Annotated in this window: 13 protein-coding genes; 10 read left to right on the forward strand and 3 right to left on the reverse strand. The window is 35.3% G+C overall.

Features of this window, described 5'->3' with window-relative positions; all coding sequences use genetic code 11:
- Positions 1-22 precede the first annotated feature (22 nt).
- The 5 genes from addB (at position 23) to QA612_RS19645 (ending at position 12327) form a co-directional block, all read left to right on the forward strand.
- Entirely contained in the window at positions 23-3544 is a 3522-nt protein-coding gene (addB, locus tag QA612_RS19625; RefSeq protein WP_481804457.1) for a helicase-exonuclease AddAB subunit AddB, read from the forward strand.
- Positions 3528-7265, forward strand: a complete 3738-nt coding sequence (gene addA, locus QA612_RS19630; RefSeq protein ID WP_278285529.1) for a helicase-exonuclease AddAB subunit AddA — start codon at positions 3528-3530, stop codon at positions 7263-7265. Before addB ends, addA begins: the two co-directional genes overlap by 17 nt.
- 5 nt (positions 7266-7270) lie before the next feature.
- Positions 7271-8437 carry an exonuclease SbcCD subunit D gene (locus QA612_RS19635; RefSeq protein ID WP_278285530.1) on the forward strand — a complete coding sequence of 389 codons (1167 nt, stop codon included), beginning with the start codon at positions 7271-7273 and terminating at the stop codon, positions 8435-8437.
- On the forward strand, positions 8434-11838 hold the full coding sequence (locus QA612_RS19640; protein ID WP_278285531.1) for an AAA family ATPase: 3405 nt from the start codon (positions 8434-8436) through the stop codon (positions 11836-11838). The genes QA612_RS19635 and QA612_RS19640 overlap by 4 nt, the downstream gene beginning before the upstream one ends.
- 150 nt (positions 11839-11988) lie before the next feature.
- Positions 11989-12327, forward strand: coding sequence for a DUF952 domain-containing protein (locus QA612_RS19645; protein WP_278285532.1), 339 nt, complete (start codon positions 11989-11991; stop codon positions 12325-12327).
- A gap of 414 nt (positions 12328-12741) precedes the next feature.
- Here the strand turns inward: QA612_RS19645 and QA612_RS19650 are convergent, their stop codons facing one another.
- Positions 12742-14340, reverse strand: coding sequence for an ABC-F family ATP-binding cassette domain-containing protein (locus tag QA612_RS19650; RefSeq protein WP_278285533.1), 1599 nt, complete (start codon positions 14338-14340; stop codon positions 12742-12744).
- Positions 14341-14491: 151 nt separating this feature from the next.
- Here QA612_RS19650 and QA612_RS19655 point away from each other — a divergent pair, with 151 nt between their 5' ends.
- Positions 14492-14965 (forward strand): ferritin-like domain-containing protein, encoded by a 474-nt coding sequence (locus tag QA612_RS19655; protein WP_278285534.1) that lies wholly within the window; start codon positions 14492-14494, stop codon positions 14963-14965.
- Positions 14966-15183: 218 nt separating this feature from the next.
- Here QA612_RS19655 and pepF read toward each other — a convergent pair whose 3' ends face one another.
- The gene (pepF, locus tag QA612_RS19660) at positions 15184-16989 is read right to left on the reverse strand and encodes an oligoendopeptidase F (protein ID WP_278285535.1); all 1806 of its coding nucleotides are present in this window, start codon (positions 16987-16989) and stop codon (positions 15184-15186) included.
- Positions 16990-17129: 140 nt separating this feature from the next.
- Between pepF and QA612_RS19665 the strand changes: the two genes are divergently transcribed.
- The gene (locus QA612_RS19665) at positions 17130-17321 is read left to right on the forward strand and encodes a hypothetical protein (RefSeq protein ID WP_278285536.1); all 192 of its coding nucleotides are present in this window, start codon (positions 17130-17132) and stop codon (positions 17319-17321) included.
- Between the two features lie 116 nt (positions 17322-17437).
- Here the strand turns inward: QA612_RS19665 and QA612_RS19670 are convergent, their stop codons facing one another.
- Positions 17438-18979, reverse strand: a complete 1542-nt coding sequence (locus QA612_RS19670; protein ID WP_278285537.1) for a hypothetical protein — start codon at positions 18977-18979, stop codon at positions 17438-17440.
- Between the two features lie 753 nt (positions 18980-19732).
- Here QA612_RS19670 and QA612_RS19675 point away from each other — a divergent pair.
- From QA612_RS19675 to QA612_RS19685, 3 genes are read left to right on the forward strand one after another with little or no spacing between them, the layout of a single operon-like run.
- Complete coding sequence (locus QA612_RS19675) at positions 19733-20578, forward strand: ABC transporter ATP-binding protein (RefSeq protein ID WP_278285538.1); 846 nt, start codon at positions 19733-19735, stop codon at positions 20576-20578.
- Positions 20511-21278, forward strand: coding sequence for an ABC transporter permease (locus QA612_RS19680; RefSeq protein WP_278285539.1), 768 nt, complete (start codon positions 20511-20513; stop codon positions 21276-21278). Before QA612_RS19675 ends, QA612_RS19680 begins: the two co-directional genes overlap by 68 nt.
- A 36-nt stretch (positions 21279-21314) precedes the next feature.
- A complete protein-coding gene (locus tag QA612_RS19685; protein ID WP_278285540.1) occupies positions 21315-22343 on the forward strand; it encodes an aliphatic sulfonate ABC transporter substrate-binding protein in 1029 nt (342 codons plus the stop codon).
- The last annotated feature ends 251 nt before the right edge of the window (positions 22344-22594 follow it).

Raw genomic sequence — 22594 nt, forward strand, 5'->3', positions numbered from 1 at the left:
AATGCATAGTTTTTAAGAAGAGGTGAGAGAATTGTCCGTTTCATTTTTATTAGGACGTTCAGGTACAGGAAAAACAACAAAAATTATAAAAAAAATGATTGAAGATACATCGTCTGATCCTCAAGGTAGCACAATTATTTATCTTGTTCCAGATCAAATGACGTTTCAGTCTGAAATGCAATTAGTAAGATCGGAGCTACAGGGGATGACAAGAATACAAGTATTGAGTTTTTCAAGGCTTGCATTAAGAATTCTTCAAGAAACAGGTGGCATTGCTAAGTATCATATTCAAAGTACAGGAATCCAAATGCTCTTAAGAAAAATTGTTGAGAGGGAAAAGGATAACTTTTCAATATTTAAAAAAGCCACAGATACAAATGGTTTTATTGAACAATTGGAGCAAATGATAACGGAATTAAAACGATATGATAGTATAGAAGCCTTAAACGAAGAATTTGAGAAATTAAATGTAAAAGACAATAGACGACCTCAAGAGGAAATTCTTAAGGATAAGCTCCATGATATACGTATCATTGTTACCCAGTTTGAACAAGAATTATCAAACCACTATGTAAGTTCTGAAGACTACTTAAGGTTATTAGCAGAACAAATTCCCCTATCAAATTATTTACGTAAGGCTCATATATACATGGATGGCTTTCATGCTTTTACACCTTCAGAACTTAATGTTATCCAGCAGCTAATGGTTCATAGTAAGGAAATTACTTTTTCATTAACGATCGATCGTAGCTATGACGAAAATGAAAGATTAAATGAATTGGACTTATTCTTTGAAACTGCTAGAACCTACCAGGAGATTAGTCACATAGCTCATGCAGCAGAGGTAGAACTGAAGGATCCTATTTTACTAAAGAAAAACTACCGTTTTAAAGCAGAAGCATTAGTACATTTAGAAAAGTTTTTTGATGTAAGACCTACTGTAGCAAGTAATAATAATGACGGTATTGAAGTAATAGCTGCAGTACACCGACGTAGTGAAGTTGAAGGGGTTGCTAGAGAAATACTTCATCTAGTGCGAGATAAATCGTATCGTTATCAAGATATCGTTCTCTATTTAAGGAATCTAAATGAATATGTTGAATTATTGGATACAGTGTTTGAAGATTATGATATTCCAATTTTTATGGATCAAAAAAGAACAATGTTAAATCATCCTGTCATAGAATTAATTCGATCATCAATGGAAATTATTCAAGGGAATTGGAGATATGAAGCAGTATTTCGTTGTTTTAAAACAGATTTACTCTTTTCTAAGGATCAGAATGTTCCTGAAATGAGGGAAAGAGTAGATCAGTTAGAAAATTATGTTCTTTCTTATGGTATACAAGGTTCAAGATGGTACGAAGGAGAACCTTGGAAATACAGAAGGATAAGAACCTCAGCAAATGAAAAGAAAAGTGGTTCTTATAAAGAACAACAATTTGAAACAGAAATTAATGAATTAAGAAGTGCTTTAGTTTTTCCTATCCGATTATTAGAAAAAGGAATGAAGAAAGGGAAATCTGTTCAACAATATTGCGAAGTACTTTATGAATTTTTGGAACGATGTGATATTCCAAAGAAGCTAGAAAATTTACGTGATGATGCATTAAATGCTGAAGAGCTTCAACGATCAAAGGAGCATGATCAAGTATGGGATGCAGTAATTGATTTGCTGGATCAACTGGTAGAAGTATCTGGGGAGGAAAAAATCTCCTTTGATATGTTTAGAAAAGTATTAGATACAGGTTTGGAAAGCTTAAAATTTTCCATTATTCCCCCTGCTATTGACCAAGTGATTGTGGCTGATATGGAGCATTCCCGCCTAACTAATATTAAGTGTGCATTCATTTTAGGTGTGAATGAGGGGGTAATACCAGCAACACCAAATGAAGGTGGTATGATTTCTGAAGAAGAAAGAGAGAGTCTGAACAAACAAGGAGTAGCTTTAGCACCTAGTAGCACAATTCAGTTATTAAATGAGATGTTCTTACTTTATTTAAGTCTATCAACCCCTTCGAATCGGTTATATTTGACTTATCCTCTTGCAGATGCTGAGGGGAGGACCCTCCAGCCTTCTATATCAATAAATAGATTAAAGGACTTGTTTCCGACTATAGAAGAGAAGCTTTGGTTTTCGGATCCAACTGAGATGACAGAGGATGAGCAGCTATCATTTATAAACGGGCCAAAAAAGACTTTATCCTATTTAACAACGGAACTTCAATCTTGGAAAAAGGGATATCCTATACCACATTATTGGTGGGATGTGTATAATTGGTTCGTTAGTCAATATTCATGGGAAAAGCAAGTGAAAATGGTGCTCCACAGCCTGTTTTATAAAAATAAAGGTAGTGCATTACCAGAAAATATTAGTTCACAATTATATGGAACAGAAATACAAACGAGTATTTCCAGAATGGAGCAATTTGAATCGTGTCCATTTGCACAGTTTGCAAACTATGGGCTATCCCTGAAAGAACGTGAGACATACAAGTTAGAGGCTCCTGATATTGGTACTTTATTTCATGCTGCTTTAAAAGAAATGGCAGAATACTTAATGAAAAGTGGTCGCGATTTTTCTCAACTTACCAAGGATGAATGCCATCGTTTAGCAAAAGAAATTGTTAATGAATTAGCGCCTAACATTCAACGACAAATTTTATTAAGCTCCAATCGCTATCATTATATTAAGAAAAAGCTTGAGGAAGTAGTGGCTCGAGCTTCATCAGTACTGGCTGAACAGTCAAAAGCCTCTGGATTTTCTCCAGTTGGTTTAGAAGTAGGCTTCGGTCCAAATGAAGAGCTTCCTCCTCTTCGCTTTCAGTTAGATAATGGCCATACAATGGAGCTTGTTGGTCGAATTGATCGTGTCGATCGAGCAGATAATGGAGAAGGTCTTTTATTACGAGTGATAGATTATAAGTCTAGTAAAAAAGATGTTCATTTATCTGATGTTTATTACGGTTTATCTCTACAAATGCTTATCTATTTAGATGTAGTTGTTTCCTTCTCAGAAAGATGGATAGGAACAAAGGCATCACCAGCGGGAGTTCTTTATTTTCATGTTCATAATCCTTTAATACAAGCGACGGAAATGATGACACTAGATGAAATTGAACAAGAGCTATTCAAGCAGTTTAAAATGAAAGGACTAATAAGTGCAGATCCTGATGTTGCTCGGCTAATGGATAGTTCGATTGACCAAGGAAGATCTACCATCATTCCAGCAGCATTGAAAAAAAGTGGAGAGTTTTATTCTGATTCTTCCGTTATTTCTAGTGATGACTATTCCAGTATTCAATCATTTTTACGGAAAAAGGTAAAGGCTATTGGAACGTCCATTACTGACGGAAACCTTGATATTCAACCTGTAAAAACGAAACAACATGTAGCTTGTACGTTTTGTTCCTTCTCATCTGTTTGTCAATTTGATAGTTCAATAGAAACGAATGAATATAGGAAGCTTACAAAGTTAAAAAAGGATGAAGCTATAGAGAAAATTAGAAAAGAAGGAGGGGCTATAGATGAAGGTGAATCCTAAACCAGAAGATGTCAGCTGGACAGATGATCAATGGAAGGCCATTGATGCATCTGGAAATAATATATTAGTAGCTGCCGCAGCAGGTAGTGGGAAAACAGCTGTATTAGTGGAACGCATTATCCGAAAAGTTGTTAATATAGATAATCCGGTGGATGTAGATCGTTTGCTTATTGCTACATTTACGAATGCTGCTGCTGCAGAAATGAGGAATAGGATAGGTGAAGCATTAGAAAAGGAATTAAAGAAGAATCCTACCTCTCTTCATCTAAGGCGTCAGCTTTCTTTACTTAATCGAGCAAATATTTCAACGTTACATTCCTTTTGTATGAAGATTGTGCGGCAATATTATTACGAAATAGATGTGGACCCAAATTTTCGTATAGTAGATGACATAGAAGGAGAGTTAATTGTTGAAGAAATATTAGATGAATTATTTGAAGAAGAGTATGGGAAAGAGAACAACGAAGAGTTTTTTGATGTAGTGGATCGGTTCAGTGGGGACCGAAGTGACGACGCCCTACGTCTATTAATACGGAAGTTATATACATTCTCAAGGTCCCATCCTGATCCTATGAAGTGGCTAGATGATATGGTGAAAACATACGAGCTTAATGAAGTACAACAGTTAGATGATTTACCGTGGACGGAGGAATTGCTTCAAGATGTAAAGCAGCAACTCAGTGGGGCTTTATCGTGGGTGAAAAAAGGATTGGAACTAACGAAGGAACCAGCTGGTCCTGCAAAATATAATGAGAACTTAGAAGAAGATATCGTTTATATAAAAAATCTATTACAAACAAATTCGTGGGAAGACCTATACTTCGCTTTTCAACAAGCAGGGTTTGGTCGATTGAAAACTTTATCAAAAAAAGAAATAGTAGATGAAAAGCTAAAGGAACGGGCAAAGAATTTTAGAGATCAGGCAAAAAAACAAGTGGAAACATTGAAAAAGGATTTATTTCTTAAACACCCTCCTACAATGCTTGAAGAATTAAAGAGAATGGCTCCTTCTATTAAAACAATCGTTTACTTAATTAAAGAATTTTCACAACGCTTTCAAGAAATAAAAGGAGAAAAAGGGGTCGTTGATTTTAATGACCTAGAGCACTTTGCTTTAGCAATTTTAGGACAGAAGGGGAGTAATGGACAATGGCTTCCTACGAGAGCAGCAATGGAGTTCCAAAACCATTTTGTAGAATTGCTAGTAGATGAATACCAGGATACAAATTTCGTCCAAGAAACGATCCTTTCTCTTTTATCCAATGGAAACAATCGCTTTATGGTAGGAGATGTGAAACAAAGTATTTATCGGTTCCGTTTAGCTGAACCATCTTTATTTTTAAACAAATATAAGCATTATCAAAAAGCTGGAGATGGGGACGGGTGGCGAATTGATTTAGCCAAAAACTTCCGAAGTCGAACAGAAGTATTAGACGCTACAAACTTTTTGTTTCGACAAGTGATGGACGAAGAAGTAGGAGAGATCACGTATGATTTGGATGCAGAATTACGCTTAGGGAACAAAGATTATCCAGAGCAAGATGGTTTAGAGACAGAAGTTGGGATCATCAATAAAGGTACACCTCTAACTGTTCAAGAGCCAGGTGACGAACAAGTAGTTTTAGATGAGGATTTAGAAACGTCTCAGATGGAAACTAGGTATATAATTAAGAAAATAAAGTCATTGATACAAGCAAAATACCCTGTTTATGATAAAACGTTGAAAACAACAAGACCTATTTCGTATCGAGATATTGTTATATTAATGCGTTCTATGCCTTGGGCAGGAACAATTATGGATGAATGCAAAAAAGAAGGAATTCCTATTTATGCAGACCTTTCTACAGGCTATTTTGAAGCTGTTGAAGTTAGAGTAATGATGTCTTTATTAAAGGTGATTGATAATCCCTTTCAAGATATTCCACTTGCTTCTGTTTTACGATCACCGATATACCAATTTAATGAACAGCAATTAGCCCACGTAAGAATTATGGGGCGTGATTGCTCCTACTATGAAGCACTTAAAATAACAGCAAACGAATCTCCAGAGGAAGAAATGAAGGAAAAGGCAGCATTCTTTCTTAAAAAGTTAGAGGAATGGCGTTCGAAGGGACGTTCAGGTTCCTTAGCAGAGCTTATTTGGAATTTATATAGTGATACGGGTTATTTTGACTATGTTGGTGGGATGCCAGGAGGTAAGCAAAGACAAGCTAATTTACGAGCATTGTATGATCGAGCAAGGGCATACGAGACTACTTCCTTTAGAGGATTATTCCGCTTTTTACGCTTTATTGAAAGGATGCAAGAGAGAGGTGATGATTTAGGTACAGCCCGTGCTCTAGGTGAGCAAGAGGATGTTGTAAGAATCATGACCATTCATAAAAGCAAAGGGTTAGAATTTCCTGTTGTGTTTGTTGCTGGTGCAAATAAAAAGTTTAACATGCAGGATTTAAATGGTTCTTACTTACTTCACAAGGATCTTGGATTTGGAGCTAAGTATATTGATCCTACCTTACGAGTTGCATATCCTTCCATCCCACAATTAGCCATTAAAAAACGTATGAGACTAGAGGCATTGGCAGAGGAAATGCGTGTTTTGTATGTTGCCTTAACGAGAGCTAAAGAAAAGCTATTTATTATTGGTACTGTCAATGATGCTGAAAAATCAATAGAAAAATGGCAGGAATCTTTAAATGAAGCTCATTGGTTGTTACCGGCTGTAGAAAGACAAAAAAGTAATTCTTATTTAGATTGGATTGGTCCAGCTGTTTTGAGACATGGTACAGTTCAGAAGAATCTATTAAAAATGGAATCTATTGTAGAAGGGACCATAAGTGCGGATCCTTCTAAATGGAATGTATCTATTATCGAACAAGAGGAACTCCAAATAGCTAGAGAGGAAGAGAAGCTCTCAGCAGAGGAAAAAGTAGAATCTCTTCTTACTAATTATGAACCTGTACCATTCCAATCTCATTTATTAGAAGTTGTGGAACAAAGACTTCAATGGTCATATTCCTTTAAAAATTCAGCCTCCCACCGATCAAAACAGACTGTAACTGAGCTAAAAAGAGAAATGATGGATGAATATAGTGAGAAACCTTTTGTAGGTAAATTTAATTCTAGATATGCAAATCGGCCCAAATTCTTACAAAAGAAATCATTAAGTGCTGCAGAAAGAGGGACAGTAATTCACGGTGTTATGCAACATATCCCTTTAAAGGGGCAGATTACGAAGGAAATAATAGAAGAACAGATTTTTCTTATGGTAGAAAAGGAATTACTTCTAAAGGAAGAAGCAGAAGCAGTTGATACAGATGAAATAGAACAATTTTTAAAGACAACAATTGGAAAGCGTTTATTATCTTCTAAGTGGATAGAACGAGAGATTCCATTTAGTTTAGGGATTCCTGCTGTTAAAGCTTTTCAAACATGGAGCAACTCTGCTGAGAAAGAAACGGTTTTAATTCAAGGTATCATCGACTGTGTTTTTGAAGACGAAGATGGTCATATCATAATACTAGATTATAAAACTGATACGATAGCCGGAGTGTTTCCTGAGGGGATAAAGGAAGCAGAAGAGACATTAAAAAAACGATATAAAGTGCAAATTTCACTGTATATTGAAGCCATAGAAAAAAGTTGGAATCGAACGATAGATGAAGCATATTTATTCTTTTTTGATGGAGCACATGTTTTAACAATGAAGAACGAAAGAAGGTGAACGAGATGCGTTTACTCCATACAGCCGATTGGCATATCGGTAGAACAATAGAAGGAAGAGATAGATTAGCAGAACACGAACAATTTTTTGACGAATTATATGAAATTGTAGAAGATCAGAAAATTGACGCTATTTTAATGGCTGGTGATGTGTTTGATTCCGTAAATCCTCCAGCAAAAGGGGAAGAGCTATTTTATGAAAGTATGGCAAAGTTAAGTGATAATGGGACGAGACCTATTATTATAATTGCTGGAAATCATGACCACCCAGATCGTTTATCAGCTACAAGATCCTTAATAAATAAACAAGGAATAAACATTTTAGGATATCCAACAATTGAAAAATTGAAGATTCACGTTCCAAGAAGAAAGGAAGTATTAAATATTGCAGCACTCCCTTATCCTTCTGAGTCAAGACTGAAGGAGAGTTTTGTAGAAATTGGAGATGAAGAATCTCTTCGTGATGCCTATGATGTACGGATTAAAGATATATTTTCAGAGCTAACGAAAGAACTTCCAAAGAATGAAGTTAGTGTCGCCATGAGTCATTTATTTGTAGCAGGGGGGAATAGTACAGAATCAGAAAGACCTATAGAAGTAGGCGGAGCATATACCATTCGTGCTACCACCCTTCCTGATAATGTTCAATATACTGCTCTAGGGCATCTTCATCGTCCACAAGATATTAAACGATCACCAAGGCGTGCAAGATATTCAGGATCTCCCTTAGCATTTAGTTTTTCTGAAGCAGGTTATGCTAAATCAGTGACAATTGTTGATGTAGAACCTATGAAAGAGCCTATAATAGAAGAAGTTTATTTGCTTTCTGGTAAACCTCTTGTCCGTTGGAATGCGACAGAAGGTTTACCTCAAGTGTTCCAATGGATGGATGAAAAAAGAGATAGTAATGCGTGGATTGAATTAGACGTTTATATGGAGCATACTCCTACCATTGAGCAAATACATCAAATGAAAAAGGCGTATCCCGGATTGTTAACTATTCGTCCTATTTTTAAAGAGGAGATTCAACAAATTGATGGTTATCGTAAAAAGCAGCTTCCTATAGATGAACTTTTTGTAAGGTTCTATGAACGACAAACTGGTGGAGCTACTCCTGAAGCTGACCTAGTATCTCTTTTCTTAGAGCTCGTAAATGAGGAGGTAGTAGAATGAAGCCTATAAAATTGTGTGTAAAAGGGCTACACAGCTTTCGAGAAAAGCAAGAAGTTAATTTCGAGGTTCTTTGTGAAGGTGGTGTATTTGGAATATTTGGACCAACAGGTAGTGGGAAATCCTCTTTGCTTGATGCTATGACATTAGCTTTATATGGAAAAGTAGAAAGAGCCACAAACAATACACAAGGAATATTAAATCATGCTGAAGATGAATTATTTGTTTCTTTTACTTTTCAATTAGGTCAAGGTGAACGAACGAAACGGTATGAAGTGGAAAGAAGCTTTAAGAGAAGTGGGGAGATATCTATTCGTTCCGCAACATGTCGATTTCTTGAGGTAACAGGAACCCCTGTTGTCCTAGCTGATAAAGCTGGGGATGTTAATAAAGGGATAGAAGACTTGCTCGGCTTATCTATTGATGACTTTACTAGGGCTGTTGTTCTTCCTCAAGGGAAGTTCTCTGAGTTTTTATCACTTAAAGGGAACGATCGGAGACAAATGCTACAACGATTATTTCATTTAGAAAAATATGGAGATGAACTTCAGTGGAAACTGAAAAACCGTCTTACAAAGACAAAGCATGAAAAAGAGCTAGTAGAAAAAGAGCAACTAGGGTTAGGTAATGCTTCAAAAGAAGCCCTTGAAGAGGCAAAAGAATCATTAAAGATAATAAAAAAGGAAATGGTGTTTAGGAAATCTAAGCTAAAAAAACTAGAGGAACAGGAAGCATTTGAAAAGGAGATTGTCCACTGGCAAGAGCAAAAAGTAACGGTAGAACAACAGTTAGAGCAGCTTACTTCTCAGGAAGAGAAAATGTCTGATGATATGCAAAGACTTATAAATGGAAGAGAAGCAGTTGTACTATTACCTTACATTAAGGAATGGGAATCGAGTATAGAGGAAAGAGATAAATTTCAACAACGAGTTGAAGAGATTGGTAAAAAAGTTGAAGAAGTAAGACATAAAACAGTAGTGGCAGAAGAAGAATTTAACGAATTAAAAGACGAAAAGGAAAAGAATGAAACAAGATTACGGATTAGAATTGAACAGTTACAGCAAATAAAAAAAGAGCAGGAATTATTACAAGAAGAGAAGGACCAATTGAAAGCATTAGATAAACAGTTGGTAGAGATAACAGAAAAAATAAAGAAGCTAGAAGAGGATAAAAACAAAGCGGATAACGATAGAATGCGATATGAAGAAAAGCAAAACGAGCTCAAAGTGGAGCTTCAGAAAGTATACACATCGTCTGAATATAAAAAACAGATCTATCAAGCGATTGAAAAAAAGCAAATGATCAATCAAATTAAAATGCAGCTAGAGGAAAAGGCACAAGAACATGAAGTTATAGTTCAAAAGAAGGACAAGATTGAAAAGAACTACAATGAGCAACACGATGTATTAAATCTAAAACATCAGGTTTTAAAAGATCGTTTCTCTCAGATATATCATTGGTACGAAAGAATTTCCAATGAGGAACGGAAGCTGAGCTCCCTATCCCTACAATTAAGACATTACAAAGAGGATTTGGAAAAAAGTGAACAACTGGAGTTATCGAAAAAATTACGTGCTAAATTAATTGATGGACAAGCATGTCCGGTTTGTGGATCCACAGAACATCCTATTGAAGCTGATGAAGTTGGTCATACACATCATGAAATAGAGGAAGTAAATGTTTCATGGATTGATGAAATACTTGAAGAAATCAATGCAGAGGAACGGAATATCGATAAGAAAAAGTGGCAGCTAGATGAGTATTCCACGAAACTCAAAAGATTTATTGATGAGAATGTAGAAATTAGTGCTACTGTAGACGAAGAAGTTATGAATGCTACACAAATGGAAAAATGGAAAGGGGATAAATTGGAAGCCATAGAGGAATGGAGAAACCAGAAGAACAAATTAAAAAAAGAAACGGAAGCAATTGATCAACTTTTCCTTAAGGTGAATGAAGACTTAAATGTATATGAAGAACTAAAATTAGAGTTTAATGATCTTTCCACGAACGTAAAAACAGTATACGAACGACTGGAAGAAACCAAGGAACTTACACAACAATTAAAGGCAAAAGTTAATCATATGATAGAAGAATGGAGAGGACTCTTTCCTCAATTAAACTATGAACACATAAGTGAAGAATTTAAAGAGTTACAGCATAAGGAAGAACAAACAGAACAATTAAGGCTTAGAATTGAAAAAAGTGTTCCTCATATTGAAGAGAAACAGAAGAAAGTGGAGAAGCATTTAAAGTCTATACACGAACTTTCCATAAAAGAATCTGCATTGAAAACAGAAGCTAATCAGCGTAAGATAGGGATTTCCAAAAAGGAAAAGGAAATACTTGAATCAATCGAGGGAAATAACGTAGACATACTTATTAACAACTATTCAGTTGAATTAGATTCCTTACTAAAGGAGTGTAAAAATGCTGAAAACGCATATAAACATTGCAAGGAATTGGAAAAGAAAGTAGAGTATGAAATCACTACTAGTAATGAAGCATTACGTCATGCAACTCAACGCCTTGAAAGAGCAGAGCTAAACTGGAATAAGCAACTTCAGGAGACTTCCTTTAAAACAAGTGATGAAGTTAAGCGAAACAGTTTATCAGCTGATAAAATCAAAGAATTAGAAGATACAATCAATCTGTTTAATGATAAGAAGAAACAGCTTCAAACAAAAATGGAAGATTGCATACGTCAATTAGGAGACAATAAAATTACTTCTGAAAAATATAAAGAAACGTTGCAATTTGTTGAAGATACAAAAGGAGAAATAGAACAACTAGGTTCGAAGTATGGTGCTACTGAATCAGCCTTAATGGAAATGGAAAAACGTGTTAATCGATTCGAACAGCTGCAGCAAAAATTAAAAGTAGTAGAAAAGGAACATAGTCAGCTATCGAAACTAGATCAGGTATTTCGTGGGAAAGCATTTGTAGAATATGTAGCAGAGGAACAGCTTGTACAGGTTAGTAGATTAGCATCACAAAGACTACATGCTCTTACACGTGGACGCTATGCTCTTGAAGTCGATTCAAATGGTGGCTTTGTCATCCGCGATGATAGTAATGGTGGTGTAAAACGTCCAGTTTCCACCTTGTCAGGCGGTGAAACCTTTTTAACCTCCCTTGCATTAGCCCTAGCATTATCTGCATCTATTCAATTAAAGGGTGAATATCCACTTCAATTCTTCTTCTTAGATGAAGGCTTTGGAACGTTAGATCAAGATCTTTTAGAGACGGTTATACATGCATTAGAAAAGTTACACTCAACTCACTTATCTGTAGGAGTTATTAGTCACGTTCCTGAATTAAGAGAACGATTACCTAGAAAATTAATTGTAACTCCTTCTGAAGCAGGTGGAATTGGTAGTAGGGTGAGGATAGAAAACTTGTAGGATTAGCAAATATTTCTATTGTTCATAAAGTTGTAACATTTAGATAGATTCTTTTTTGAAATTGGGTGAACCCCATACACATTAACAATAAAAACCTTTATAATCAATGTGGTAATAGTGTTAATGATGTTGGTGAGGGGGAGAATTCAAGTGATTTATCATGTGGTGCGTAGAAATGATTGGGAGAAATGGCAGCAGGATGATGTTTATTGGCCAGAGTCAGTAGATAAAGAAGGATTTATCCATTGTTCAACGAAAGAGCAAATGATATCTATTGGTAATGATCTATTTCCAGAGGAAAAGGAGCTCCTGCTATTAAAGATTAATTCTAAAGAAGTAGAGAGTTTAGTTGTTCTTGAAGACTTATCAGAATCAGGAATCATGTTTCCTCATATTTATGGCCACCTTAATCTGGATGCAATTAAATCGGTTAAGGAAATCCGTCGTAATGAGGATGGGGTATTTAACTTCATCGATCACCTTGAATAATTAAAGGGAAAATTATTTAAGGTAATTACATGTATTTGTAAAATAATAAAATTATTTATAGAAGTGAATGGATTTCATAAATGAAATATTGTTGAAAAAGACGAACATTATTTTCGATTGCAGAGGAAGACGTCGACTCTAGCGACGAGCATTTACTTCACGAATAAGCTTCGAGTAGTCTCGACGCATATAACAAAAGAGCAATACAGAGACAGGACCCGCGAGATTACGCCGTTGTCCACAGGACATGGGCTGCCCTTAAGCGTAATTGATACGTCTGAAGCGGAGATTGAATTAAATATAAGCTTTCTGTATAAATGTTCGTGATTTACAATGAAATAAAGAATGATGAAATTGACTCAAGTGTAACCAAAAGATCCTCTTAACTTTAAAGAGGATCTTTTGGTCTGTTTTCTACTTTATTTTAGTTTTCATTTCTATATATTCATCATAGGATATTTCCTTATCAAATAATCCATTATCTTGCAATTCGATCACTCTATTAGCTATAGATTGATTAAATTGATGATCGTGAGATGTAAAAATCATGGCACCTTTAAAATTAATAAGTCCATTATTTAATGCAGTGATGGATTCTAAATCTAAATGGTTTGTAGGGTCATCAAGCATAAGGACATTTGCGCCACTAAGCATCATTTTAGACAGCATACAGCGAACTTTCTCTCCTCCAGATAATACACTAGCTTTCTTTTTGGCTTCCTCACCAGAGAATAGCATCCTACCTAAGAATCCTCGTAAAAAAGTTTCCGTTTGATCTTCTGGTGAATATTGACGTAACCAATCAACAAGGTTTAAATCACAGCCTTCAAAGTATTTCGCATTATCTTTTGGAAAATAAGATTGGGATGTTGTAATCCCCCATTTATACGTACCACTGTCCGGCTCCATTTCACCAGATAGAATTTTTAAAAGTGTTGTTTTTGCAATTTCTTTACTTCCTACAAGAGCAACTTTATCATCTTTATTTAATACAAAACTTACGTTATCCAATATTTTTACACCATCGATTGATTTCGTTAACCCTTCTACTTGTAGAACATCATTACCTATTTCGCGATTTGGCTTAAAGGCAACATATGGGTACTTACGGGAGGATGGTTTAATATCGTCTAATTCGATTTTATCTAACAGCTTTTTACGTGAAGTTGCTTGCTTTGATTTAGATGCGTTTGCACTAAAACGTGCAACGAAAGCTTGTAGTTCTTTAATTTTTTCTTCCTTCTTTTTGTTTTGCTCTTGTGCCATTCGTTGAGCAAGTTGGCTAGATTCATACCAAAAGTCATAGTTACCTACATATACTTGAATTTTTCCAAAGTCTAGGTCTGCAATATGAGTACACACTTTGTTAAGGAAATGTCGATCATGTGATACGACGATTACTGTATTTTCAAATTGGATTAGAAATTCTTCTAACCATTGGATAGCTTCAATATCTAAGTGGTTTGTTGGCTCATCTAGTAATAAAACGTCAGGATTACCAAAAAGAGTTTGAGCAAGCAAAACTTTAACCTTTTCATTTCCAGAAAGATCTGCCATTTTTTTCTGATGAAGATCTTCGTTAATTCCTAAGCCCTTTAAGAGAATGGCTGCATCAGATTCAGCTTCATAGCCGTTCATTTCTGCAAATTCTCCCTCTAGCTCAGCTGCTTTCATCCCATCTTCATCAGAGAAATCGGCTTTCATATAAATTGCATCTTTCTCTTTCATTACTTCGTACAATCTTTTATGTCCCATCATTACTACTTCAAGGGCAACATGCTCTTCATATTCGAAGTGGTTTTGTTTAAGCACAGCCATTCGGTGACCAGAAGGCATGCTTACATCACCAGTTTGTGAATCTATATCACCAGATAGTATTTTAATAAATGTAGATTTACCAGCTCCATTTGCACCAATTAAGCCATAACAATTTCCAGGTGTGAATTTAATATTAACATCTTCAAACAGCTTACGATCTCCAAACCGTAAACTTACATTTGTTACTGTAATCATTGTTCATAATCATCCTCTACTAATTTAAAGTCTTAAAAATTATAACATGTTCAAAGCAATATGACGAGGTGCAGAAAAAATCATCACGTGCCCAACGTAAAATCATATACATATATAGAATAGTTAGGAAGGTAAGGAGGGTTAATAAAACGTGTATTCATCTCATTATTATGCTAGTTCAGGAGAGAATCGGGAGTTGTTAAGTCATTTAATTACAGTAATAAATGAGGAATATACTTCTATATATTTATATAAACAAATGGAAAAAAATGCTCCAACGATTAAACAGAAGGAAGTTATTAAAGAAATTAGGCAAGATGAAATACGACATTTTAATCAATTTTCAGAGCTCTATTATTCTATAAAAGGGGAAAAATATGAACCAGAGCTTTTACGAAAATGTCCTTCAAATTATCTTGAATCATTAAGAGACGCCTTTATTGATGAACAAAGTGCAACGGATTTTTACTTAGCATTATCAGATCAATCTTTTCATCCACAAATTAATCAAATGTTTCAAAGAGCTTCAGCAGATGAACAAAATCACGCTATCTGGTTATTATATTTTCAATTAACAAGCTCAGTAAGGAATAATATTGTTTTTAATGATTATTGGCATATATAAAGGCCAAGGGGATTTTAGAAAAAGGCTCTGTTAAATTATGTAGTTGATTTTCTACTAAGACAACACTATCCTTTAATACAGCCTAGAAAAAAGAAGAGGCTGTCCTAACCGTTCATTGTAAATGACTTGTGAATAGGACAGCTACTCTTTAGTGTCTAATAAAATACATTTTTTAGAGCTTCAAGTTATTTTAGTGAGTATTTCTACTTTCATGTTCACTACTGGAAGCTTTTTTCTAGTTCATCAACAAGAGTGCCTACATAATCCACAGCAAGACGAATAGAATCTGGATTTGTCATGTCGACCCCTGCGTGCTCCATTAATTCTTGAGGAGTTTTTGTGCCTCCAGCCTTCAGAACCTCTAACCAACGATCAACTACAGGCTGACCTTCCTCTTGAATCTTTTTAGCCACAGTAGTAGAAGCTGTAAGTCCTGCTGAATATGTGTACGGATATAAGCCCATATAATAATGAGGTTGTCTCATCCATGTAAGTCCTGCATATTCATCTAATTCAACAGCATCACCCCAGAATCCTTGAAGTACTTCGTGCTTAATTCCTGTTAGTGTTGCAGCAGTATGTGGCTTCCCTTCCTCTGCATGCTTATATACTCGACGTTGGAATTCTCCTTCTAATAAATGAGTAACGAAGTTATGGTAGTATGTTCCAAGGGATTGTAAGATTACCCATCGTCGCATTTGTGGATCATCTGTTGTTTTTAGTAAATGGTCTCTTAATAACATTTCGTTCATTGTAGAAGGTGCTTCTACAAAATACGTTGATGGTCTTGTATCTCCAACACGTTGATAGTGATTTGCTAAATAGAAATGACCAGCATGTCCTAATTCATGGGTAAGGATAAAGGCACCTCTCATCGTATCCTTCCATGTCATTAAAATAAATGGATGTGCTCCGTAAGGACTTGAACAGAATGCCCCTGTCATTTTGCCTACGTTATCTGCTCGATCTACCCATCGTTCTGATAGTGCTTTTTCCATAATATTTAAATATTCTGGCCCCATGACTTGTAGGGAGTCTAATATAATTTGTGATACTTTTTCATACGTTGTCTCAGGTTGAAATTCAGGATCAAGAGGTGCCTTTAAATCGCAAAATTTCATTTCATTTAGTTGAAGCTGCTGTTTTTTTAATTTAGCTAAACGTCTCATATGAGGCGCTAATTCTTTATAAATGATGTTTAATTGGTTTTCGTACATTTCAATGCTTACTTTTTGAGGTTGTAAAAGCATATGTGTAACGGATGGATAATTTCTAATCTTAGCTAAAGCTACTTGTTTTTTTATTTCTGTAGCATAAACAGAAGCATACGTATTTTCATAATTCTTTAAAGTTTTTACGAAGGAATCATAGGCATTTCTTCGTTCCTCTGTGTTAGGAGAAAGTTCGTATTTATCTTCAAATAAGGCAAAGGATAGTGGTTGCTCTTTGCCATCACCATCGACGAAAGAATCGAAAGTCATATCCGAAGATTTACTCGTTGAATAGATTCGGTATGGTGCATCGTGTACTTCTCCTAATGATGCTAAAATTTCCTCTGTTTCAGGAGATAGGGAATAAGGTTTCTTTTCAAGAATTGTTTCTAATGGTATGCGATAATCTTCTAGCCCTTTTTCTTCCTGAAAATAAGCATTAATTTTCTCATCAGATAATGATAAAATCTCGGACTGGATAAATGCTAAGGCTGTGTTAATTCTAGTAACTGTACTACTTAACAGGGCAAAATTACTTTGTGATTCTGGGTTTGTTCCATCCTCTGTTAATTTAAGATGAGCATAGGTGCTAACTAGAATTAATCGCTGTTGGAATTTCTCTTGGGCTTGGAGACATTGATAAAGGTTTTCTACACCATCATTAAAGGTACCTTTATATTTTGTAACATCCGTAAGGGAATCTTCTAAGTCTTTTAATTCCTTTTCCCATGCCTCTTTTGAAGAAAAGAGATCTTCAATTTTCCATGTTTCCTCTTCTTTTACTTCATGCCTCTTTGTTAACTCTACCGACATGTAGTTCACTCCTTTTTTATTTCGATTTCCGAATTAATTGTTATTATACTATATCTAGATTGAGAAAAATATAATCTATTTGAATTTTTTAGAAAAGTTTACACAACAGGGGAGACCTCCATACAAGTGAAACTTGCACCATGGAGGATGAAAATAATTTTAATTCAACTGGAATGAGTGGAATCCCAAGAGACACCGCAGGGAGTGGAACGACCGAGGAGGCTTGGCAGGTCGTCCGCGGTAAAGAAGACACTGTAATTGCGAACGAAAGTGAAGCAGAGCAGATGTCACACTTATACCCTTGTGGTGAAGGAAAGCTAAGTGGGGTGTAGGGAATGATTAACCTGCCCTATATTTGCGAATACCATTAATTTTGATAACAGCTATTTTCAGTGTATTCATAGAAAAAGCTAGCAAGGAATGTCCATGCTAGCTTTAATACCATTATTTAAAAGATAAATAGGGAACCAATAACTCCAACTACTCCAATTATTGCTAATACGTATACTGGCTTAATTGGCATTTCACCATCGTTTTCCATTGCTCTACCGAACATGAAGAATACAAGTGGATGAACAAGGAAAGGCATAGAAAAGATAAATGGAATAAGTAATGCAGCATCTGCTCCAAACATACCTTCTTGAATGGCAGCGAATAAACCAAAGTGAGAAATAGCACTTGATTGAGCCATTGCAGCATAATCAAATGGCATCTGACTTAAGCTTAATAGGAACAATCCACCGAAAACAGCCATTATTTGCCAACCGAATGAAAAGATCATTAGTGCATTTACTTCTTTTGCGTCATTGCCATTTGCGTTTCTCATTTTAATTAATGAGAGAATTGTTAATCCAATACCAATAAGTACAAGAATAATGGTTGGAATTATCCATAGCTTACCAAGGTCAGCACTGACAGCTAAAATCGAGAAAACGAAAATATGTCCGAAGAACGGTATATTGATCATAATTGGTGCTCGTTTTGCAGCAATTGAACCGAAGTCACCAGCTGTACAAGCTCCTGTTAATCCAGAATGGGATAATGCTCCAGCCATACCTGGCGCTAAGTTTCTAGCATTTGCTGTTTTAGCAATCCATATTAGGAGGGCAATTCCTCCAAACATCCAAAATAACTGACCGAAAAACCCATAAGTTAGGACAGAATTCATTCCTTCAATAGCAAAAGCATCACCAATTCTTGATCCTCCGACCATAAAGTTACCAGCTAAAACAACTGGGATACCTGCAAATAATAAGGAACGTAGTGTAGGTCCAAAATGCCAGCGGTAGCAAATGGCACCTAGTGCTGCAGAAATCATCATCGCAAAGAAAATTTGTGGTAATGCGATTAGTGGTTGAATAATTGCAGCAACATGGAACGAAAGGAATAAAACTACAATAATCATAAAGATTTCAATGACACCTTTACGGATGTATTGATGCTTGTTTTTTATTTTCGCTTTGTTATCAATTAATATAATAGAGCCTATTAAACCGATATATGCGATTAGTGGGTAATAATTGGATAATTCATTTAAATTCCCACCCGTACCAAGTAAAATCCGCGATACTCCTTCAATACCTAATAAAATGAATAAAGCGCGAATAATAAAAACAAATTGTGTTCTTGATGTTCCTAAAACTGTTTCTTCATCAGATGGGACTACAAAATCATCTTTATCAACTTCTTTTTTACCTAGAATTTTTCGAAGTTCTTGTCCACCCACGAAGAATGTTGCGATCAATGCAATAATAGTAGTACCAGCCATAAGGTTAACAAATGGGAATTCAGGGAGACCCGGTGTTGCAACGTCACTTATGACAAGTATGTACCCCATTGCTAACCCGAAAATAACAATAATTAAAATAGGGGAATATCTTGTTCCAGCAACAACAGTTCTAGATATTAGAACCATTGGTATAAGGAATAAAAGAATAATCCAGAATTGATTCAATAATTGCAAATGCGAAATTTGTTCTATCATGTCCATTTTAGTGCTCCTTTGTCTAATTGTTTATTCCAAATAATAATATTATCCTATATGATATAGAAGGTAAATGAGTTTTAAAAATAAAGTATAACAATTTTGTAAACAGAATTTTTTCTCAATATATTGTTTTACTATGAAGGTAATATTATGAATTATTTTCTTGATTGGATGGTTAGCATAAAGGGTTGATAAAAGTAAAAACTAATTAAAAGCACTAGAATACGTTGCAAAATTCTTTTTTGGAAGTATTAGAATGAATTTCATATATAGAAATTTGTTGAAAAAGACGAACATTATTTTCGATTGCAGTGGTAGGCGGCGACTCTAGGGACGAGCATTTGCTTCATGAATAAGCTTCGAGTTGTCTCGACGCATCTATCAACAGAGCAATACTAGTAGCGGCAGAGACAGGACCATGTGCTTTAGCTGTATACAAAATGTCTAGTGGGAGGTTGAATCCGTGCCCGCAGAAAGCGTCCGTCTGAATGGGAGATCGAATTATATTTAATTTTTTTGTATAGTTGTTCGTGTTTAGAATGAAATAGTGAATTATGAAATTGACTCATTAAGTTAAAGAAATAAAAAAAATTCAAATAAAAGTTAACCGTTGACACATTAATAATACCGTCATATACTAAACATATTAATTCCGATCAATATTATAAGGATTATAGTTTTTAAAATTAAAATTGAAATTTATCACATAAATGATTTTATATTTATAAAAGGCTTTTGTAATAAGGGGGATTACAAATGGAGAAGGTCCATATTAAAAATGTTGAAAAAACCTTCAATAATAAAGAGAAGAATGAGAGTTTTACTGTTTTTGATGATATATCATTAACAGTTGAATCTGGTGAATTCGTATCACTACTTGGGCCATCAGGCTGTGGGAAATCAACATTATTAAATATTGTAGCAGGTCTCGATGATGCTTCTAATGGAGAAGTGTACGTTGGTGATAAAAAAGTAACGAAGCCAGGATCAGATAGAGGAGTAGTTTTTCAAGAAGCTGCTTTAATGCCATGGTTAACAGCATTAGAAAATGTTGCATTCGCTTTAAGAAAAAAGATGAAGAAAACTGAAGCGAAGGAGCATGCAAAAAAATATTTGAAGTTGGTCCATTTAAGTAAATTTATGAATTCCTATCCACATGAACTATCTGGTGGAATGAAGCAACGTGTTGCTATAGCGAGAGCATTAGCGATGGATCCGAAGATATTATTAATGGATGAACCTTTTGGAGCTTTAGATGAACAAACTAGAACGATGCTTCATAAAGAAGTTCAATTTATATGGGAAGAAACGAAAAAGACAATTATTTTTGTGACACATAATATTCGAGAATCAATTTTGTTATCTGATCGAATTGTCCTTATGGGAACGCGCCCAGGAGGAATTCGAAAAATATATCCAGTAGATCTACCACGTCCAAGAATACCGTCATCTCCAGAATTTGCAAAGATGGAAGAGGATATTATGGAAATACTCGGTGGAGAAATTGAGAAGGTCATGAGGGAGGAAATGGGTGATGATTTCAATAGTAAGAAGGCTTCTCTTCTTTACGGCACTAATCACAATATGGGAGATCATATATAGAGTAAATCTTGATTTACAGTTTTGGTCTGTCAACCTATTCCCTTCTCCATTATTATCAGTAGAAGCATTGTATACAGGTTTTTTTGAAACAGGTATTTTATGGAATGCTTTAACAGAAAGTATGCAAAGAATTGCTTTAGGCTTTAGTTTAGCTGTAATGATTGGAGCAATATTAGGTATCTTAATCGGTGTTTCAAAAATTGCTGATGAAACATTAGGGACTTTAGTGATTGCACTACAATCAGTTCCTAGTATTGTTTGGTTACCAATTGCACTTGTTATACTTGGCCCTGGTCCTGGAATAATTTTTGTTGTAGTCCTTGGGGGTACGTGGCCAATGACAATGAATATGAGAATGGGAATTAAAAATGTTCAACCAATATTGATACGAGCAGCAAAAACAATGGGATATAATCGTTCAGAGTTAGTTTGGAAGGTAATGATCCCAGCATCAATACCATCTGCGTTGACTGGAGCAAGACTTGCTTGGGCCTTTGCTTGGCGCGCCTTAATGGCAGCAGAATTACTTGGTCGAGGTGGTTTAGGTAGAACATTAATGGATGCTAGAGACTTTTTTAATATGGAATTAGTTATTGCTATTATGGTGATTATTTCAGTTATAGGTTTAATTATGGAGTATTTTGTATTTAGAAAAATAGAACAACGTGTACTTTCAAGATGGGGATTAGGAAAACAATAATAAAAAATGTGTAAATACAAAGAGGAGGAACACAACATGAAAAAATTTCGTAACTTATTAATTGCTGTTAGTGCTTTGTTCGTCATTACTGCTTGCGGACAAGGGAATGATAATGATGGAGTATCTGGGGATAATGGTGTATCAGGTGGAGACATTACAATAGGATATTTTCCTAACTTAGATCATGCAGCAGGGATTATTGGAAAAGAAAAGGGTTATTTTGAAGAAGAATTGGTAGATTACAATGTCGATTTCCAAAATTTCCCGAATGGTAACGATTTTATTGAAGCATTAGATGTTGGTGAAATTGAATTAGGTTATGTTGGACCTGGTCCAGCAATTAATTACTTCTTATCAGGTGGAGATGTAGTCGTAATTGGTGCAGCTGCAAATGGTGCAACACTTATTGTATCTCGCGAAGATTCTGGTATTCTATCGTTAGAAGATTTTGACGGAAAGTCATTTTGTACACCTGGAAATGGATGTACACATAATGTTCAATTAGAAATTATGTTACAAGAAATTGGTTTAAAGAGTAGTCGATTAAGTGGTGGAACAGTTGAACACCAACCAAGGGTGAATCCGGCAAGTATGGTTGGAATGTTTGAACAAGGTCAAATTGATGCAGCAGCAGCTCCAGAACCATGGGGAACGTTACTGGTTGAGGAACACAATGCAAATGTTGTAGCAGAGTGGAATGATGTATTTTTAGGGGAAGAATTAGCAAGTGTTGTAATCGTAACGACTAATACGTTCCTTGAAAATAACCCGGAAGCAGTAGAGCAAGCATTACGTGCTCATAAACGAGCAGTAGATTATACACATGAAAACACTGAAGATACGTTACACACTGTGAATGAATTGATCTTTGAATTAGCCCAAACACGTTTACCTGACCATGTGTTAGAGAAAGCATGGGATCGTATGGTCATTACGACAGAAACACATGCTGATGCTTTACAAGCTTGGGCTAACGCATCGTATGAACTGCAATTTATGGATGTAGATCCTGATTTAGATGGATTTGTAGATACTTCCATTTTAGATCGTATAGTAGGAGAATAATTGGAGAATAGTGAAAAACCCTTCGATAAAATCGAGGGGTTTTATTTTCGTTTATTACAGTTAGTATAAAATGGTAACAAAATGTTCACAATGAAAACGCTTCATCAATTTATGTGAAAGACTTCACAAATTTGTCATAGCTATTTTAAACCTCACCTTTTATAATGATCACATAAGGAATTAGCAAGTAATTTCTTCCAAAATATCTTCTGACTTGTTAATTCAAATAAAACAATTCACTTAAACTTCAT

The organism is Evansella sp. AB-P1 (assembly GCF_029688925.1).
Classification (GTDB): Bacteria; Bacillota; Bacilli; order Bacillales; family Salisediminibacteriaceae; genus Evansella.

Coding starts and splice junctions, on each gene's coding strand:
- addA (WP_278285529.1), top strand. CDS start 3,528: ATGAAGGTGAATCCTAAACCAGAAGATGTCAGCTGGACAGATGATCAA.
- QA612_RS19635 (WP_278285530.1), top strand. CDS start 7,271: ATGCGTTTACTCCATACAGCCGATTGGCATATCGGTAGAACAATAGAA.
- QA612_RS19640 (WP_278285531.1), top strand. CDS start 8,434: ATGAAGCCTATAAAATTGTGTGTAAAAGGGCTACACAGCTTTCGAGAA.
- QA612_RS19650 (WP_278285533.1), bottom strand. CDS start 14,340: ATGATTACAGTAACAAATGTAAGTTTACGGTTTGGAGATCGTAAGCTG.
- pepF (WP_278285535.1), bottom strand. CDS start 16,989: ATGTCGGTAGAGTTAACAAAGAGGCATGAAGTAAAAGAAGAGGAAACA.
- QA612_RS19665 (WP_278285536.1), top strand. CDS start 17,130: ATGGAGGATGAAAATAATTTTAATTCAACTGGAATGAGTGGAATCCCA.
- QA612_RS19670 (WP_278285537.1), bottom strand. CDS start 18,979: ATGGACATGATAGAACAAATTTCGCATTTGCAATTATTGAATCAATTC.
- QA612_RS19675 (WP_278285538.1), top strand. CDS start 19,733: ATGGAGAAGGTCCATATTAAAAATGTTGAAAAAACCTTCAATAATAAA.
- QA612_RS19680 (WP_278285539.1), top strand. CDS start 20,511: ATGATTTCAATAGTAAGAAGGCTTCTCTTCTTTACGGCACTAATCACA.
- QA612_RS19685 (WP_278285540.1), top strand. CDS start 21,315: ATGAAAAAATTTCGTAACTTATTAATTGCTGTTAGTGCTTTGTTCGTC.